The 16513-nt window shown below is 66.2% G+C and carries 16 protein-coding genes; 11 read left to right on the top strand and 5 right to left on the bottom strand.

Going from position 1 to position 16513, the window contains the following annotated elements; genetic code table 11:
* Window positions 1–57 precede the first annotated feature (57 nt).
* Entirely contained in the window at window positions 58–498 is a 441-nt protein-coding gene (hisI, locus tag BJF92_RS11600) for a phosphoribosyl-AMP cyclohydrolase (RefSeq protein ID WP_075635037.1), read from the bottom strand.
* Window positions 499–647: 149 nt separating this feature from the next.
* Window positions 648–1265, bottom strand: a complete 618-nt coding sequence (gene folE, locus BJF92_RS11595; RefSeq protein ID WP_075634898.1) for a GTP cyclohydrolase I FolE — start codon at window positions 1263–1265, stop codon at window positions 648–650.
* A gap of 433 nt (window positions 1266–1698) precedes the next feature.
* Here folE and BJF92_RS11590 point away from each other — a divergent pair, with 433 nt between their 5' ends.
* The 5 genes from BJF92_RS11590 to BJF92_RS11570 all read left to right on the top strand — a co-directional run bounded on the left by BJF92_RS11590 (window position 1699) and on the right by BJF92_RS11570 (window position 7406).
* Window positions 1699–2139, top strand: coding sequence for an iron-sulfur cluster assembly scaffold protein (locus BJF92_RS11590; RefSeq protein WP_075635036.1), 441 nt, complete (start codon window positions 1699–1701; stop codon window positions 2137–2139).
* A gap of 89 nt (window positions 2140–2228) precedes the next feature.
* Window positions 2229–2624, top strand: coding sequence for a membrane protein insertion efficiency factor YidD (gene yidD, locus BJF92_RS11585; RefSeq protein ID WP_075634897.1), 396 nt, complete (start codon window positions 2229–2231; stop codon window positions 2622–2624).
* Between the two features lie 476 nt (window positions 2625–3100).
* Entirely contained in the window at window positions 3101–4279 is a 1179-nt protein-coding gene (locus tag BJF92_RS11580; protein ID WP_143524014.1) for a D-alanyl-D-alanine carboxypeptidase, read from the top strand.
* 164 nt (window positions 4280–4443) lie between these two features.
* Window positions 4444–6426 (top strand): threonine--tRNA ligase, encoded by a 1983-nt coding sequence (gene thrS / locus BJF92_RS11575; RefSeq protein ID WP_075634895.1) that lies wholly within the window; start codon window positions 4444–4446, stop codon window positions 6424–6426.
* A 116-nt stretch (window positions 6427–6542) separates the two neighbouring features.
* Complete coding sequence (locus BJF92_RS11570; protein ID WP_075634894.1) at window positions 6543–7406, top strand: lysophospholipid acyltransferase family protein; 864 nt, start codon at window positions 6543–6545, stop codon at window positions 7404–7406.
* 42 nt (window positions 7407–7448) lie between these two features.
* Here the strand turns inward: BJF92_RS11570 and BJF92_RS11565 are convergent, their stop codons facing one another.
* Complete coding sequence (locus BJF92_RS11565) at window positions 7449–8525, bottom strand: hypothetical protein (protein ID WP_143524006.1); 1077 nt, start codon at window positions 8523–8525, stop codon at window positions 7449–7451.
* Between the two features lie 147 nt (window positions 8526–8672).
* On the opposite strand from BJF92_RS11565, the gene BJF92_RS11560 reads away from it, so the two are divergent.
* Together BJF92_RS11560 and BJF92_RS11555 are read left to right on the top strand one after the other, a co-directional pair.
* Window positions 8673–9254 carry a nitroreductase family protein gene (locus BJF92_RS11560; protein ID WP_075634893.1) on the top strand — a complete coding sequence of 194 codons (582 nt, stop codon included), beginning with the start codon at window positions 8673–8675 and terminating at the stop codon, window positions 9252–9254.
* Between the two features lie 19 nt (window positions 9255–9273).
* Window positions 9274–9879, top strand: a complete 606-nt coding sequence (locus tag BJF92_RS11555; RefSeq protein ID WP_075634892.1) for a flavin reductase family protein — start codon at window positions 9274–9276, stop codon at window positions 9877–9879.
* Between the two features lie 35 nt (window positions 9880–9914).
* On the opposite strand, the gene BJF92_RS11550 is transcribed toward BJF92_RS11555, so the two are convergent.
* A complete protein-coding gene (locus BJF92_RS11550) occupies window positions 9915–10667 on the bottom strand; it encodes a hypothetical protein (RefSeq protein ID WP_075634891.1) in 753 nt (250 codons plus the stop codon).
* A gap of 75 nt (window positions 10668–10742) precedes the next feature.
* Between BJF92_RS11550 and BJF92_RS11545 the strand changes: the two genes are divergently transcribed.
* Window positions 10743–11864: a DUF2336 domain-containing protein gene (locus BJF92_RS11545; RefSeq protein WP_075634890.1), complete on the top strand. Its 1122-nt coding sequence runs from the start codon at window positions 10743–10745 to the stop codon at window positions 11862–11864.
* 48 nt (window positions 11865–11912) lie between these two features.
* Window positions 11913–12941, top strand: coding sequence for an NAD-dependent epimerase/dehydratase family protein (locus BJF92_RS11540; protein WP_075634889.1), 1029 nt, complete (start codon window positions 11913–11915; stop codon window positions 12939–12941).
* Between the two features lie 59 nt (window positions 12942–13000).
* Here BJF92_RS11540 and BJF92_RS11535 read toward each other — a convergent pair whose 3' ends face one another.
* A complete protein-coding gene (locus BJF92_RS11535; protein WP_075634888.1) occupies window positions 13001–13588 on the bottom strand; it encodes a hypothetical protein in 588 nt (195 codons plus the stop codon).
* Window positions 13589–13921: 333 nt separating this feature from the next.
* Between BJF92_RS11535 and BJF92_RS11530 the strand changes: the two genes are divergently transcribed.
* Together BJF92_RS11530 and BJF92_RS11525 are read left to right on the top strand one after the other, a co-directional pair.
* Window positions 13922–14383, top strand: a complete 462-nt coding sequence (locus BJF92_RS11530) for a GNAT family N-acetyltransferase (RefSeq protein ID WP_075634887.1) — start codon at window positions 13922–13924, stop codon at window positions 14381–14383.
* Window positions 14384–14719: 336 nt separating this feature from the next.
* Window positions 14720–16438: an ABC transporter ATP-binding protein gene (locus BJF92_RS11525; RefSeq protein ID WP_075634886.1), complete on the top strand. Its 1719-nt coding sequence runs from the start codon at window positions 14720–14722 to the stop codon at window positions 16436–16438.
* The last annotated feature ends 75 nt before the right edge of the window (window positions 16439–16513 follow it).

Genomic DNA, 16513 nt, shown 5'->3' with positions numbered 1-16513 from the left:
GTCCGTCGAGTCCCCTTTTCGTGTCTGTCGAGCCGGGTCCGTTACCCGGGCCCACACTCAGCCGTGATCGTGCGGCGCAGGGCCGTCGCTGAGGAGAACCGGGGCGCCATCGCGGGTTTCCACCACGCGGTAGAAGCAGGAGCGGCGGCCGGTATGGCAGGTGGGGCCGTCGCCCGCCACCGTGACCTTGAGCCAGAGCGCATCCTGGTCGCAATCCGTGCGCAGCTCCACCACGCTCTGCAGATTGCCCGAGGTTTCGCCCTTCTTCCACAGCTGCCCGCGCGAGCGGCTCCAGTAATGGGCGATGCCGGTCGAGAGCGTCAGCGCGAGCGACTGCGCATTCATATGCGCGACCATCAAAAGCGCGCCGTCCCCTGCATCGGTGACGATCGCCGTGATCAGCCCATCCGCGCCGAAGCGTGGTGTGAAGGCCTGGCCTTCTTCGAGAAGTGCCTTGTCGGACGGGGGCGGGCTGAAAAGGGCATCGGAAGAGGACATGGCGGGCCCGAACAATGAGAGATCGAACAAGAAGGGATGGAGCGAAAACAGGAGTGGCCCGTCGCGGCCGCTGAACGGGCCGCGCTCCGGAGGCAAAGCCGCAAGCTGCGGGCGCGCGCCTATGCCGGCGCGCGGCGCCCCGATGCTTCTCAGCGCTGGGCGCGCAGGAAGGTCATGAAGCGGGCCTGCTCGGCCGCGTCGGTCTTGAAGGCGCCGGTGAAGGTGGTGGTGAGCGTGGTCGAGCCCTGCTTCTGCACGCCGCGCATGGCCATGCACAGATGCTCCGCCTCGATCATCACGGCGACGCCCCGCGGGCGCAGCGTCTCGTCGATGGCGGTGGCGATCTGCGCCGTCATGCTTTCCTGGGTCTGCAGGCGGCGGCCGTAGATATCGACGACGCGGGCGATCTTCGACAGGCCGAGAACCCGGCCCTGCGGCAGATAGGCCACATGGGCGCGGCCGATGATCGGCACCATGTGATGTTCGCAATGCGAGAAGAACGGGATGTCCTTGACCAGCACCATCTCGTCGTAGCCGGCCACTTCCTCGAAGGTGCGGCCCAGCACGTCTTCCGCCGCGAGATCATAGCCGGCAAAGAGTTCGCGATAGGATTTCGCCACACGCGCTGGCGTATCCCTGAGGCCTTCGCGTTCGGGATCCTCGCCCGCCCAGCGCAGGAGAACGCGCACCGCGTCCTCCGCTTCCTTCTGGCTCGGCCGGTCGTCGACACCTTCAGGCGCGGGAAAATTCTTGATGATGGCGTCCATGATGGTTCCTTGGCGCGTGGCGGTCCATGGTCTGTTTCGGCCAGGACTTTGGCCTGACCGGAGTTCTGTCTCGTCCGCAGCGCTTCGTGCCGCTGGCTTTGGGCCCCTTGGAAACGCTCGTTCCCGGGGGCTCTCGTGCCTGCGCCTGAAGCCGTCTCCGGCGATCCGCATCCTCTTCGTCTGGGCCCGGCCCGCATTTCACCCTGTCATGCCGCAAAGGCCCGTGGCCCTGTGCAACAATCCCGTCCCCAAGCGGATTGCCGCCCCGGGGATGGCTACCATATAATGTTACCGGGCTCTTGTCGAAAGAGCGATGTGCGCAGGCCTCTCGCTTTTTTGCGCCATCACCCGAGCAATCCTTCGCAATCGCGCTCAGGGGCGGGCAAGACCCTTGCGTGCGCTGCGCCAAGATGGGGCATTCGCCGCGATGACGATGGACGATATCTACAGCAGCCGCATTCTCGACTATGCCGGCAATGTCGGCCGCCTCGGCCGGCTGGAGGATGCCGATGCCGCCGCACAGGCGCATTCACGCCTCTGCGGCTCCAAGGTGAAAGTCTATCTGAAGCTCGACGCCGATCGTGTCACGGACTTCGCCCAGGAGGTGAAGGCCTGCGCGCTGGGTCAGGCTTCTTCGGCGATCATGGCGAAGAACGTCGTGGGCGCCAGCGCCGCCGAGCTGCGCGCCGCGCGCGCGGCCATGCTCGCCATGCTCAAGGAGGGTGGCGAGGGGCCTGACGGGCGGTTCGAGGAGATGCGCGTGCTCAAACCGGTCAAGGATTTCAAGGCGCGCCACGCCTCGACCATGCTGACCTTTGATGCGGTGGTGGACTGCCTCGACCAGATCGATGCCCGCCGCACGGCTGCCGAATGAGCCTTGCGGAGTGCCGCGCCCAGGGATGCCGCGCCGCTCTGCCGAAGGCGGCGTGGCGTGAGAGAGATTGGCCCTGAAGGAGATACGGCTTGTGTAAAGCCTGCGGCGGGCCGCATGAACACCCCGCGAAAGACCCTGCCGAGACCGCACCCCGGACGAAGCCCACACCCCGCTTCAGCCGCAACTGGCGCGGCCCGTTTCGCCGCACGCCGGGCCGGCTGGCGGGTCTGGGGCTGATCCGGCTCTATCAGCTGACGCTCTCCGGCTTCGTCGGCCATGGCTGCCGGCATATCCCCACCTGCTCGGAATATGGCTATGAGGCCATCGCCCGCCATGGTCTCTGGCGCGGCGGGTGGATGGCGCTGTTTCGCGTGGCGCGCTGCGGCCCCGGCGGCACGACCGGCCTCGACCCGGTCCCCGAGAGGCTGGCGCCACGGCTGGGCTGGTGGGCGCCATGGCGCCTCTGGCAGCTCGGCAAGCATTGATGCCGGCCGGCAAGCTGTGCAGCCGCCGGTCTTTGCCTTGAACATGAACCTCCAGGGCTTAAGGTTAAGACATCCTTTACCTAAAAGCTGAAAGTTCCGGTGCGGATCGTCCCCGCTTCACTGTTTGCCGCATGCCCGCCAACAAGGGCCGCCAGCGTACCGCGCAATCATTTGGGTGATGGGCGTCCGGGCGCTTGTTGGATCAACAGTCTGTCCAACAATCGCCGTTGGCGGCCTGCAAATGGCAATTTCTGCGCTTCCGGTGCTCACGGACCTTAAGTACGCTGCGCTCCGGTTCTCGAAATCACCATTTTCGTCAGACCAACAGCAATCCTTGAACAGACTGTAAGACGGTTGTGGGGCGGATTTTGTCGACTTTCTTGAAGGCCGTGCGCGTGGCGGCCCTGGGCTTGCTCGTGGCTGTGAGCAGCGTTCTGCAGGCCGGTGCGGCCGCGGCCGAAACCACTTGGGCGGTCATGGATGTGACCTCGGGGACATTCCTCGGCGGCCAGGGCGGAAAGACCCGGCGTCCGCCGGCCTCGCTCGCCAAGATGATGACGCTCTATCTCACCTTCGAGGCGCTGCGCGCCGGGCGGCTGCACTGGGACGATCGCATCGCGATGTCGGCTAACGCGGCCTCCAAGGTCCGCATGAAGCTGAATGTGAAGGCCGGCACCACCATCAGCGTGCGCGAAGCCGTCAGTGCCATGATCATCCTCTCCGCCAATGATGCGGCGACCGCGATGGGCGAGCATCTCGCCGGATCGGAAGCCGCCTTTGCCCGCAGGATGACCGAGAAGGGCCGCCAGCTCGGCATGCGCGACACGATCTTCGCCACGCCGGCCGGACTGACGGCCAGGGCGCCGCAACTGACCACGGCCGAGGACATGGCGCGGCTGGGCCTGGCGCTCAAGCGCGACTTTCCCGCCCAGTACAAGCTTTTCTCCCAGCGCAGCTTCGTCTTCCGCGGCCGCACGATCCACGGCCATAACAATCTAATGTATCGCTATGCCGGCGTCGATGGAATCAAGACCGGCTATACGGACGCGGCCGGCTACAATCTCGTCTCCTCGCTCTCGACCCCGAAGAGCCATCTGATCGGCGTGGTGCTGGGCGGGCGCTCGGCAGCCGCGCGGGACAATCAGATGGCCGCGCTGCTCAACCGCTTTTCCCACGAGAAAAGCGTGACCGTGGCCGCCGCCAGGCCGGCGGGCAAGGCCGGCCGCAAGGGTGTAACGCCTGTTGCAGCCGAGGATGCCGATGACGACGAAGCCGAAGCCGAAGCCGAGACGACGGCACCGCGCCCGGCCGATCGGCCGATGGAGGTGGCGGATATCATCGACGATGCCGATCTCGAACAGGGCGATGGCGGCATGCCTGTGGCGGCCGAGCATGTCTCCGCCCGGTCGAGCTGGACGATCCAGGTGGGCACCAGCGGCAGCCGCAAGGGCGCCGAAACGCTGCGCGACCATGTCGGCGACCTTCTGAAAGCCGGTGGCAAGCCGGCCAAGGGCACGGTGATCGCCTCGGGCTCCGGCCACAAGGCGCTGTTCCGCGTGCGCTTTTCCGGCACCGGCAGCGAGAAGGATGCGGCCTCCGCCTGCCGCGTGCTCAAGCGCAGCCATGTCTCCTGCCTGCCGGTCCGGCATTCCTGAGGCGAGCTGCGGGGCAGGGCGCTGGCTGTCGCGGCGCTTGCGCCGCCTTCCCGCCTTGCTTTACTCCTGCGGGCAAAAGCCCTATCAGAGCGCGTCCATCGCCGCTTCCCGCGGCCCGATCATCACCACCCGCATTCGTTGGCGGGACTGGATAGGAGAGACCCATGGCTGACGCCGTTTCCCTGACATTTCCTGATGGCTCCGTTCGCTCTTACGCCGCCGGCACGACCGGCCGCGAGGTGGCCGAATCCATCTCCAAATCGCTGGCCAAGAAGGCCATCGCCATCGCGCTCGACGGCGCGCTCGTCGATCTCTCCGACCCGGTGACCGACGGCCGGATCGAGATCGTCACGCGCGAGGACGACCGCGCGCTCGAACTCATCCGCCACGACGCCGCCCATGTGATGGCCGAGGCCGTGCAGGAGCTGTGGCCCGGCACGCAGGTCACCATCGGCCCGGTGATCGAGAACGGATTCTATTACGATTTTGCCAAGAACGAGCCCTTCACGCCCGACGATCTGCCGAAGATCGAGAAGCGGATGAAGGAGATCATCCAGCGCAACAAGGCCTTCACAAAGCAAGTCTGGCCGCGCGACAAGGCCCGCCAGGTCTTTGCCGACAAGGGCGAGGCCTTCAAGGTCGAGCTGGTCGATGCGATCCCCGAAGGTCAGGACCTGAAGATCTATTACCAGGGCGACTGGTTCGATCTCTGCCGTGGCCCGCACATGGCCTCCACCGGCCAGATCGGCACCGCCTTCAAGCTGATGAAGGTGGCCGGCGCCTATTGGCGCGGCGACAGCAACAATCCGATGCTGACGCGCATCTACGGCACCGCCTGGCGCACGCAGGAAGAGCTGGACCAGTATCTTAACATCCTCGCCGAAGCCGAGAAGCGCGACCATCGCCGCCTCGGCCGCGAGATGGATCTGTTCCATTTCCAGGAGGAGGGCCCCGGCGTCGTCTTCTGGCATGGCAAGGGCTGGCGCATGTTCCAGACGCTGGTTGCCTATATGCGCCGACGGCTGGCCGGCACCTATCAGGAGGTCAACGCGCCGCAGGTGCTCGACAAGTCGCTGTGGGAAACCTCGGGCCACTGGGGCTGGTATCGCGACAACATGTTCAAGGTCACCGTCGCAGGCGACGAGACCGATGACGAGCGCGTCTTCGCGCTGAAGCCGATGAACTGCCCCGGCCATGTGCAGATCTTCAAGCATGGCCTGAAGTCCTACCGCGAACTGCCGATCCGCCTTGCGGAATTCGGCAATGTCCATCGCTACGAGCCTTCGGGCGCACTGCATGGGCTGATGCGCGTGCGCGGCTTCACCCAGGACGATGCGCATGTCTTCTGCACCGACGAGCAGCTGGCCGAGGAATGCCTGCGCATCAATGCGCTGATCCTCTCGGTCTATGAGGATTTCGGCTTCAAGGAAGTGGTGGTGAAGCTCTCAACCCGGCCGGAGAAGCGCGTGGGGTCCGATGCGCTCTGGGATCGCGCCGAAGGCGTGATGATGGAGGTGCTGAAGACCATCGAGGCCCAGTCCGGCGGGCGCATCAAGACCGGCATCCTGCCGGGCGAGGGCGCTTTCTACGGGCCGAAGTTCGAATATACGCTGAAGGACGCCATCGGCCGCGAATGGCAATGCGGAACCACGCAGGTGGACTTCAACCTGCCGGAACGCTTCGGCGCCTTCTACATCGACAGCAATTCGGAAAAGACCCAGCCGGTCATGATCCATCGCGCGATTTGCGGCTCGATGGAGCGCTTCCTCGGCATTCTGATCGAGAATTTCGCCGGCCATATGCCGCTCTGGTTCGCGCCGGTGCAGGTGGTGGTGGCGACGATCACCTCGGAAGCCGATGCCTATGGCCAGGAAGTGGCCGAGCTCCTGCGCGATGCGGGGCTCGCGGTCGAGACCGACTTCCGCAACGAGAAGATCAACTACAAGGTCCGTGAGCATTCCGTGACCAAGGTGCCGGTCATTCTCGTCTGCGGCCGCAAGGAGGCCGAGGAGCGTTCGGTCAACATCCGCCGCCTGGGCAGCCAGGCCCAGACGCCGATGGCGCTGGACGAGGCGCTTTCGACCCTGATCGAAGAGGCGACGCCGCCGGATGTCGCGCGCAAACGCGCCGCCCGCAAGGCCGGCTGAGGATCGAAGACGGTGAAAGGGGCGTGGCCGATGGCCGCGCCCTTTTCAACAGATGCGGCATGCCTGCCGGCATCTTTGAGTGTGAGCATGCGTGGTGAGCAGGGGGCGCGACGCCAGTGCATTTCAAGGAACTTTCCTACGCCAATGACAGCGACCGGCGGCTGAAGCGCTGGTTCATCCGCACGGTGGAGGGGCTGGGCGGGCGCGACCGCTATGCCCGCATCTATGGCCGCTGGCGCAGCGAGGTCGTCGGCCAGAGCGCCCATGTCTTCGGCGAGATGCTCTCCATGGTCGATATCGGGTTGAGGGTCGAGGGCGAATGGCCGCCGCGCGACCTGCCGGATACGCCGCTCGTCATCGTCGCCAACCATCCTTTCGGCATTGGCGACGGCATCGCCATCCTGTCGCTGGCTGAAAGGCTCGGCCGTCCCTTCCGCGTCCTGATTCACAATGATCTCCTGAAAATCTCGGAAATGGCGCCCTATGCGCTGCCGGTGTCCTTCGAGGAAAGTCGCGAGGCGCTGGCGCTCAACATGCGCACCCGCCACGAGGCGGTGAAGCTGCTGAAAGAGGGAACGACCATCGTCGTCTTCCCGGCCGGCGGCGTGGCCACCGCGCGCCGCGGCTTCGGCCGGGCGGAGGACCTGCCGTGGAAGATCTTTCCGGCCAAGCTGGTGCAGGCCGCGCAGGCCAGCGTCATTCCCGTCTATTTCGAGGGGCAGAATGGCCGGCTGTTCCATCTGGTCAGCAAGATTTCGCTGACGCTGCGCCTGTCGCTGCTCATCCGGGAATTCCGCCGTCTCTCCGGCAAGACCATCGAGGCGCGGATCGGCCCGGTTCTGCCCTGGGCGACGCTGGCGCCGCTGACCGACCGCAAGGATCTGCTGGCGCGGATCTACCAATCCGTCTTCGCCTTGCGCAGCCCATCGGGGCGCAGACGGCGCCTCGGGCTGAAGCGGCGGGCCAAGCGGGCGGCCTGAAGGCGCTTCAACGCGGAGGCGTTCAAGGGAGAGAAAAGCCGCTCAGTCTTCACCGCGCGCGGCCTTGGCGGAGGCTTCCGCATTGGCCTTTTCGTCGAGATAGACCTCGACATCGCTGTTGACCCCGGCGGTAACGGTGAAGTCGCGCTGGTAGATCTTGTCCTTGTTGCGCGCCACGGCCGTATAGGTGCCCTCCGACAGGACGAGGGTGGGGAAGGCGCCGACGCTTTCGCTGACCACGTCGCCCGAGCCTGTGAGAATCGACCAGGCCGTGTCGGCGATCGCCTCGCCACCGGCTTCGGCCACCAGCTTCAGCGTCAGCTTGGCGGCGCGGTGCTGGATCGTGGCTTCCACCAGCTTGCCGGCTTCCACCTGAATGTCGGCGCGGATCACCGCATTGACGCTGCCATAGTTGGAGACCACGTGATAGGTGCCGCTCGGCAGGCGCACCACAGCATCGGGCTTCACATCCGCCACCACCAGCTGGCGCTCGCCATCCTCCTTCACGTCGGAGGCAAAGATGGAGAAGCTCAGCTCGGTGCGCGGAATCTTCGTATCCGGGCCGGAAACGGCATTCAGCATCACGCCGCCGGCATCGAGCACCAGCGTCTGGCGCTCCGCTTCGCCGATGTCGGGCACGCGGATCTTGCGGGTGGCGCCGGCGCGGCCGAAGGCGACATTGACGAAATATTCGCCGGGCACCAGCTGGAAATCGGCCGAGCCGCCTTGCGAGGTGGCCAGGAGCGGCAGCTTGCCATCCGAGCCCGGCTGCGGGCTGAAGACCCGCCAGACGAGCCCCTGTTCCACCGGCTGGCCCTTCTGTTTCAGGAGCGCCTGCAGCTTGACGTCCTTGGCCGCCGGCGCGGCCGGCCTGTCCGGGTTCATGGTCGAGAAGCTGTTGAGCTTCGGCATCTTCTTCTGCGGGCCGGTGATCGCCGGGAAGTTCTTGAAGGGATCGGTCGCCACCGGCGGCAGGGCTTCCGGCACCTCGCCATTGTCCTGCAAGGGCAGGGTCGAGCGCAGATCCTGCGCCTGCACGGGCGCGCCCGCCGCCAGAACGGCGCAGGCAAGGAGCGCCGGGCGCAGGAGAGAGGGCAGACGGGCGGTAGGAATGCGCATCGTGAGGCGTTGACTTCTTGACGTGATGGCTCCACGTGAGACGCCGTTATGGCGTTTTCGTGGCTGCCGGTTGGCTGCTTCAGCCCTGGTGAAACGAACTGTCCGGACGAGACAGCGTCCGATCGAACCTAGACGAAAGCCGAATTGATGAAAACCGATTTCAGCCTGCGCGACTATCTCTCCACGCGCCGATCGATTCCCGCCTTCCAGCTGGGCGAGCCCGGCCCCTCGCGCGACGAGGTTGAGGAGATGCTGACGCTTGCCTCGCGCGTGCCCGATCACGGCAAGCTCGCGCCCTGGCGCTTCATCGTCTATCGCGGCGCCGTGCGCGCCGAGCTTGGCGAGCGCTTTCTGGAGCTCGCTCTGACGTCCAAGCCCGATCTCTCCGAGGAGATGATCAAGGTCGAGCGCACCCGCCTGACCCGTGCGCCGACGGTGGTCGCCGTCGTCAGCCGTGCCGCGCCGCATGTGAAGATCCCGGAATGGGAGCAGGTGATGTCGGCCGGCGCCGTCTGCCTCAACCTGCTGATGGCGGCCAATGCGCTGGGCTATTCGGCCAACTGGCTGTCCGAATGGATCGCATTCGATCCCGCCGCCCTCGACCTGCTCGGCGTGCAGCCGGAGGAGAAGGTGGCCGGCTTCATCCATATCGGCACGGCGCAGGTTCCGCCCTTCGAACGGCCGCGGCCGGAGCTGAAGGACATCGTCACATGGGTGGGAGAAGAATGATGTGGGTGGGAGAGGCCTGATGTTCTACGAGACCGCTTCAAACCGCCACGGCCTGCCGCATGATCCCTTCAAGGCGATCGTCTCGCCCCGGCCGATCGGCTGGATCGGCTCGCGCGGCGGCGACGGCAGCCTCAACCTCGCGCCCTATTCCTTCTTCAACGCCATCGCCGACACGCCGAAACTGGTGATGTTCTCCTCCACCGGCCATAAGGATTCGGTCTCCAACATCGAGGAAACCGGGGTCTTCACCGCCAGCTTCGTCAGCCGCAGCCTGATGCAGGCGATGAACGCCACCTCCGCGCCTGCCCCGCGCGGCACCAGCGAATTCGCGCTGGCCGGCCTGACGCCGGTCATGGGCCGGCTGGTGGAAGCGCCTTTTGTCGGCGAGGCCTTCGCCGCGCTCGAATGCCGGGTGACGGAAATGCTGCGGCCGAAGGATCTCGAAGGTCAGCCGACAGAGAATTACATGGTCATCGGCCAGGTCGTCGGCATCCACATCCGCGACGAGGCGATCGTCGACGGACGGTTCGATATGGCCACGGTTCGCCCCATCGCCCGGCTCGGCTATCGCGATTATTGCGATGGCGGCGATGTCTTCGAGATGGTGCGGCCGGTCAGCGCCTGATGACGACAAAGGCCGTCGGGCTCCGCCGTTCGAGGTCATAAAACCAACCCGCGAAAGCCTGCCAGGCAGGCCGCCTCGGCCTGTGCGGCAAGTGCTCCGTCGTCCGAACCCGGCGGCGCCTGCAGCAGGGCGGCAAGACCGGCATCGGCCGCCATCAGCAGGGTCTGTGCCTCAGCGAAAGCGATGGGAAAAAGCGGTGTTTCCCGATCCGGCGCGGGCAGGCTCCCACGCCATGATTGCCGAGAATCCGAACGAACCAGCGCCTCCAGTCCTTTGTCATGGCCACATTTTTCTTCCTCCTGCCGTGCGACCGCTGGTCCTGAGAGCCGCTGCCGCAGCTGCGCACCGTCGAAGACCAGCGCCACCAGCCGTGTTGAGAGATCTTTAAAGCGCGCGCCGCCGAGAAAGACGGCCGGATCGGCGCCCAGCTGTGCCAGGATGGCGGTCCGTCCCTGCGCCACGCCAGCCTCCGCCTCCATAACGCCAAGTGCGACATGCAGCCGCTGAACGGCAACAGGTGTGGCATGCGCCAGGAGAACGGCATCCGGCAGATAGGCAGCCAGAGCCGTCGATGCCTGCTCGATGGCCTCCACCTTTGCCTCGATGATGATCGCGCAGCCGGTCGGCGCCAGCTCTGCTGCGAGGCCCGTCTCCATGGCGGCAAGCGAGAGGATTAGCGGCGCCCGCTTGTCCGATGTATCTGCCTCCGGCCGGCAGCCTTGCAACCAGCGCCTGAGAACGGGCAGGCCGCGCCCTTGCAAAAACATGGTGAACCAATCGTAAACCATTGGCGGATAACTTCTGCTCAAACGAGGTGGGATGCGCGTTTGCTAGGGTGCATCCATCGCAAGGGGTGGTCGGCCTTGATCATACAGGCATTTCTTCGATGGGTGGAACAGGCGTCTGCCAGTAATCGCGCCCGTGCCGCCGCAGCACTCGGCCGTGCCTATGCCACTGGCGGCACGCCCCATCTCGACCGCAACGCCGCGGAAATGGGGATGACGCTGCTGCTCGACGATCCCGCGCCGCAGGTGCGCCAGGCGCTGGCGGAGGCGCTGGCGGATTGTCCGCATGTTCCCCGCGCCATCATCCTGTCGCTGGCGCAGGATCGCGCCGAGACCGCCTATACCGTGATCTCGCGCTCGCCCGTCTTGACCGACCATGATCTGGTGGAACTCGTGGCACGCGGGTCTGCCGAGATCCGGGCGCTGATCGCCGCGCGGCACCCCGTTCGCGCGCCGCTGGCCGCTGCCATTGCCGAGATCGGCGACGAGATCGCCGTGTCGATCCTGATCGAGAACGCGCAGGCGCAACTGACCGCGCGCACTCTCGCGCGGCTTGCCGAGCGCTTCCGCGATCACGCCGCCATTCGCGGCGGCCTGCTGGCCCGCGCCGATCTGCCGGCCGCCGTGCGCGCCGGGCTGACGGAAGCCGTGTCCGAGGCGCTGGCCGGCTTTTCGCTGGTGGCCCGGGCGCTCGGTGCCGATCGGGCCGCGCGCATCACCCGCGAGGCCTGCGACGTGGCCACCATCCATGTCAGCGCCGCCGTGCCTGCGCCCGACATGATTCGGCTGGTCGAGCATTTGCGGCTGCGCGCGCGGCTGACGCCGGCCTTCCTTCTGCAGGCGCTGTGCGCCGGCAAGGTCGCGCTCTTTGCCGAGGCCATGGTGTGCCTGACCGGCATGGGCGAGGCGCGCGTGCGCGCCATCCTCTCCGGCGGCAGCGGCCATGCCGTTCGCGCGATGATCGAGCGCGCCGGGCTCGGCCGCGATGTCAGCGGGCTCTATATGGATGCCGTGCTGCTCTGGCGGCGCGAGAACCGCCTGCCGGAGGAGACGGGCTCGGTGCCCAAGCGTCTGCTCGCCCGGCTGCGCGATCTGGGTGGACAGGCGAATGTCGCCCCCGGCCTTGCCGAGATCATCGAGAAGCTCGATATAGCCGAGCAGCGCCGCCAGGCCCGCCGCCTGGCGCTGGATGCCGCCTGATCTTCCCCCGCGCCCGGCGGCGGAAAGCGCGGGCGCCAAGGAGATGTGATGAGCCAGAATGCGCCGGAGGCAAGGCCGATCGTGGTGGTCACAGGCATTGGCGGCTTTCTCGGCCGGCATGTCGCCAAGAGCCTGCTCGATGCCGGCTACCCCGTGCGCGGCAGCCTGCGTGATCCGCGTCGTGGCGCGGAGATTGCCGCGGCGCTCGGCGCGGCCGGCAGCGAGACCCGGAACCTCACCTTCTTCACCGCCGATCTCGAACAGGATCGCGGCTGGGCGGAAGGGCTTGGTGGCGCTGCGGCCGTCATCCATGTCGCCTCGCCCTTTCCCGCCCGTGCGCCTGACGATTCGGCAAGCCTCGTTGCCACGGCCCGGGAGGGCACGCGCCGCGTCCTGCTGGCGGCCAAGGCGGCGGGGATCGATAGGATCGTGCTTACCTCCTCCATTGCCGCCACCAATTACGGGTCCGGACAGGCACCCTTCACGGAGCGCGACTGGACCGACCCGGACGGACCGCTGACCACGCCCTATTACCGCTCCAAGACGCTCGCCGAGCGCATAGCCTGGGACCTGGCCGAGCGCCACGATCTGGCGCTCACCACCGTCAATCCGGCGATGATCCTCGGCCCCATGCTCGGCGGCGCACCGGGCACCTCGCTGATGGTGATCCAGAAGCTTTTGTCGGGGCGCTACCCGGCCCTGCCGAAATTCGCCGTGTCTGTGGTGGATGTGCGCGATGTCGCCGAGATGCACCGGCTGGCACTGGAACGGGAGGCAGCCATCGGCGAGCGCTTTCTGGCCGCCGGGCCGGTGATGAGCCTTGCCGACATCGCGGCGCTCTTGCGCCGGTCGCTGCCCGCTCATGCCGGCCGGGTGCCTCGCCTCGTCCTGCCCACTTGGCTGGCGCGGCTTGCCGCACCCTTCGATGCCAATTTGCGGCTGATTGCAGGCGAACTCGGCCGCGATGCCCGGGTATCCAGCGAGAAGGCGGAGCATCTGCTCGGCTGGCGGTCACGCCCGCCGCAGGAGGCGGTGCTGGCGGCCGCGCAGAGCCTGATCGCGGCGGGCAAGTCCTGAGAGCGGGAGCGCACCGGCGCCCGTGTCGCATCCTTGTCAGAGGCGCGCAGCCTCTTGCCTCACGGCTTGTCCGGCACGATCCGGTGCGCGACCCAGGAATAGCCTTCGCCGACATAATGAACCGGGGCCGTCAGTGTCCGGCGAAGGGCGTCGCGGCCGGGCAACTGGTTGCGCAGGAAATCATAGGCACGCGCCGGAATGGCCGTTAGTCCCGGCGGCTCCGGCGGAACCGGCGCCGGGTCGATCTGCTCCAGCGTCGTGGCCGTGGGGGCCGCGGTCGTCGGGGAGGGCCGTTCTACGCTGTCCGGCGCGCGGGCAGCGATACCCTGTCCGACAGGCGCAGCCGGCACCGGCGCGGGCGGTACCGCCGCCGCGCTTGCCAGATCCGCGCCCGCTTCAGGCAGGGCCGGAGCGGCGGGAGGCGCCGGAATCATGCCGCTTTGTGCCACGATGCCCTCGTCCTGCTTCTCGCACAGGGCGACGATGACGGGATAGCTCCGATTGGTGAAGCGCGGCAGCACGGTCTGCGAATGCGTGTCACAGGCGGAAATCGAGGTCCAGCTGCCCTTGACGGTCTCGACATAATGGCAGGAGGTCACGGCATCGTCACAGCCGAGGATGGTCATGACAACAAGGGCGGTCGACATCACAGGCGCAGATCTCCATGGCGATCCTGGGGAGGGGTGACCCTGACGCTAGAGGCGCTCTCTGGTCGAAATACGGCGCTTCTCCGCCTTTTTCGGATGTGCTGAAACAGCGTAGAAAAAGACGGCGGCATGAGCGAACCCCTGCCGGGCGTTTTGCGGGGTCGCGCCGGGCCATGTCGTTGCAGGCACGGCCGCTTTCCGGCAAGAGCCTGTTTCCATGCTGCGCCTCGGGGCGTTGAACCCTTCGCCTTGCGGCTTGAGAAAGACTGTTGGCATCTGACCGGAAATCGGGAACCGGACCGGTGCTCTAAAAAGATGAGGAAAGGAATACATATGACGGTCGAGATCGCCCAGGAGACGCCGCGCCAGCCGGAGGTGGAGGAGCTGCTGGCGCTGTCGGATGCCTATGCTGCCGCGCTTTACCCTGCTGAAAGCAACCACATGGTCGATCTGGCAACGCTGGAAAAGCCCGAGGTGCGCTTCTTCGTCGCCCGCCATCAAGGGGCGATCGTCGGCTGCTGCGCCCTGGTGGAGGCCGGCGACGGCACGGCCGAGATCAAGCGCATGTTCGTGCATCAGAGCGCGCGCGGCCTGAAGATCGGCCGCCGGCTGCTCGACCGGCTGCTGGAGGAGGCGCAGGGCGCGGGCCTCGATGCGCTGCGGCTCGAAACCGGCATCTACCAGCCCGAGGCGATCGCGCTCTATCGCTCCGCCGGCTTCGAAGAGATTGCGCCCTTCGGCAGCTACCAGCCCGATCCGCTCAGCCTGTTCATGGAGAGGCGGCTGGCGGCCTGAGCGAGGCGGACGGGAAGGCTTGCCTGTCCGTCAGCCGCGCAGACGGGAAGGGAGATTGCATTCCCGTCTGCTTCGGCCCGCGCACGCAGTGCCGCCCGTCCGGCGGATCCTGCACGAGCAAGAGCCGAAGCTTTTTGCCGGCTTATAACTTGACTCCTTTTGGCATCTTTCTCCTTGGCGCGAGACGCGTTCCATGCGAGGAGAGGCGCCATCTTTGTCCGGCTTCGCCGGCCGCTGCCTGCCTCGGTTGTCTGCCCGTCTTTTCCTGAAAATGTACCGGCAGCCTGTCGCGCGGGCTGCAGGCCTGTGCCGGCCGCCCGCAAGGGAGACTTGTCGATGCTGCGTCGGTTCTTCGCCTATTATCGGCCCTATCGCGGCCTGTTCCTGCTGGATTTCAGCTGCGCCGTGCTCTCCGGCCTGCTCGAGCTCGGCTTTCCCATGGCGGTCAAGCTGTTCGTCGACGAACTGCTGCCCTCCGGCGCCTGGCCGGTGATTCTCGCCGCCTCCATCGGTCTTCTGCTGATCTACATCGTCAACACCGGCCTGATGGCGACCGTGACCTATTGGGGACACATGCTCGGCATCAACATCGAAACCGACATGCGGCGGCTGGCCTTCGAGCATGTGCAGAAGCTCTCCTTCCGCTATTTCGACAATGAGAAGACCGGGCATCTGATCGGCCGGCTGACCAAGGATCTGGAGGAGATCGGCGAGGTGGCCCATCACGGGCCGGAGGATCTGTTCATCGCCATCATGACCTTCATTGGCGCCTTCCTGCTGATGCTCTCGGTCAACTGGAAGCTGGCGCTGCTCACCGCCGCCGTGGTGCCGGCCACCGCCTGGGTCACCAGCCGCTATGGCGGGCGGATGACGCGCAATTTCCGTGCGCTCTATGGCCGCGTCGGCGATTTCAATGCGCGCATTGAAGAGAATGTCGGCGGCATCCGCGTCGTCCAGGCCTTTGCCAACGAGGCGCATGAAAAGGCGCTGTTCGAAAAGGACAACCAGAACTACCGCCGCACCAAGCTGGAGGCCTACAAGATCATGGCCGCCTCCACCTCGCTCAGCTATATGAGCATGCGCCTGATCCAGATGATCGTAATGATCGCCGGCGCCTGGCTGGTGCTGCGCGGCGAGCTGTCGAATGGCGGCTTCGTCAGCTTCCTGCTGCTCGTCGGTGTGTTCTTCCGCCCGGTCGAGAAGATCAATTCGGTGATCGAGACCTATCCCAAGGGCATTGCCGGCTTTCGCCGCTTTACTGAGTTGATGGAGACGGCGCCCGATATCGCCGATCGGCCCGATGCCATCGTGGCGCCGCCGCTCAAAGGGCAGATCACCTATCGCGACGTCTCCTTCGGCTATGGCGAGGGCGATCCCGTGCTGTCGCATATCGAGCTCACCATCGCGCCGGGGGAGACCATTGCCTTCGTTGGCCCCTCCGGCGCCGGCAAGTCCACGCTCTGCTCGCTGCTGCCGCGCTTCTACGACGTGACCGGCGGCGCGATCACCATCGATGGCATCGACATTCGCGCGATGACGCTCGCCTCGCTGCGCAGCCAGATCGGAATCGTCCAGCAGGATGTCTTCCTGTTCGGCGGCACGATTCGCGAAAACATCGCCTATGGCCGGCTGGGCGCCAGCGAGGCCGAGATCGTCGACGCCGCGCGCCGCGCCCGGCTGGAGAGCGTCATCGACGCCCTGCCGCAGGGGCTCGATACGGTAATCGGCGAGCGCGGGGTCAAGCTTTCTGGCGGGCAGAAGCAGCGGCTGGCCATTGCCCGCATGTTCCTGAAGAACCCGGCCATCCTGATCCTCGACGAGGCGACCTCGGCGCTCGATACGGAGACCGAACGCGCGATCCAGCAATCGCTGAACGAGCTGGCGCGCGGGCGCACGACGCTGATCATCGCCCACCGCCTGGCCACCATCCGCGACGCGGCCCGCATCGTCGTGGTCGATCGCGGCGGGATCGTCGAGGCCGGGCCGCACCAAGAACTGATCGCGGCGAAAGGCGCCTATCGCAGGCTCTACGAGGCGCAGTTCGGCGCCGCCTGATACGGTTTCCGGTTAATCAGACCGGAAACCCTATTCCGTCCAGCGAAAATCTGGCTCCGGCCAGAGATTTTCGGT

This window comes from Xaviernesmea rhizosphaerae, from assembly GCF_001938945.1.
Classification (GTDB): Bacteria; Pseudomonadota; Alphaproteobacteria; order Rhizobiales; family Rhizobiaceae; genus Xaviernesmea; species Xaviernesmea rhizosphaerae.
This window is presented reverse-complemented; position numbering and strand designations above follow the sequence as displayed.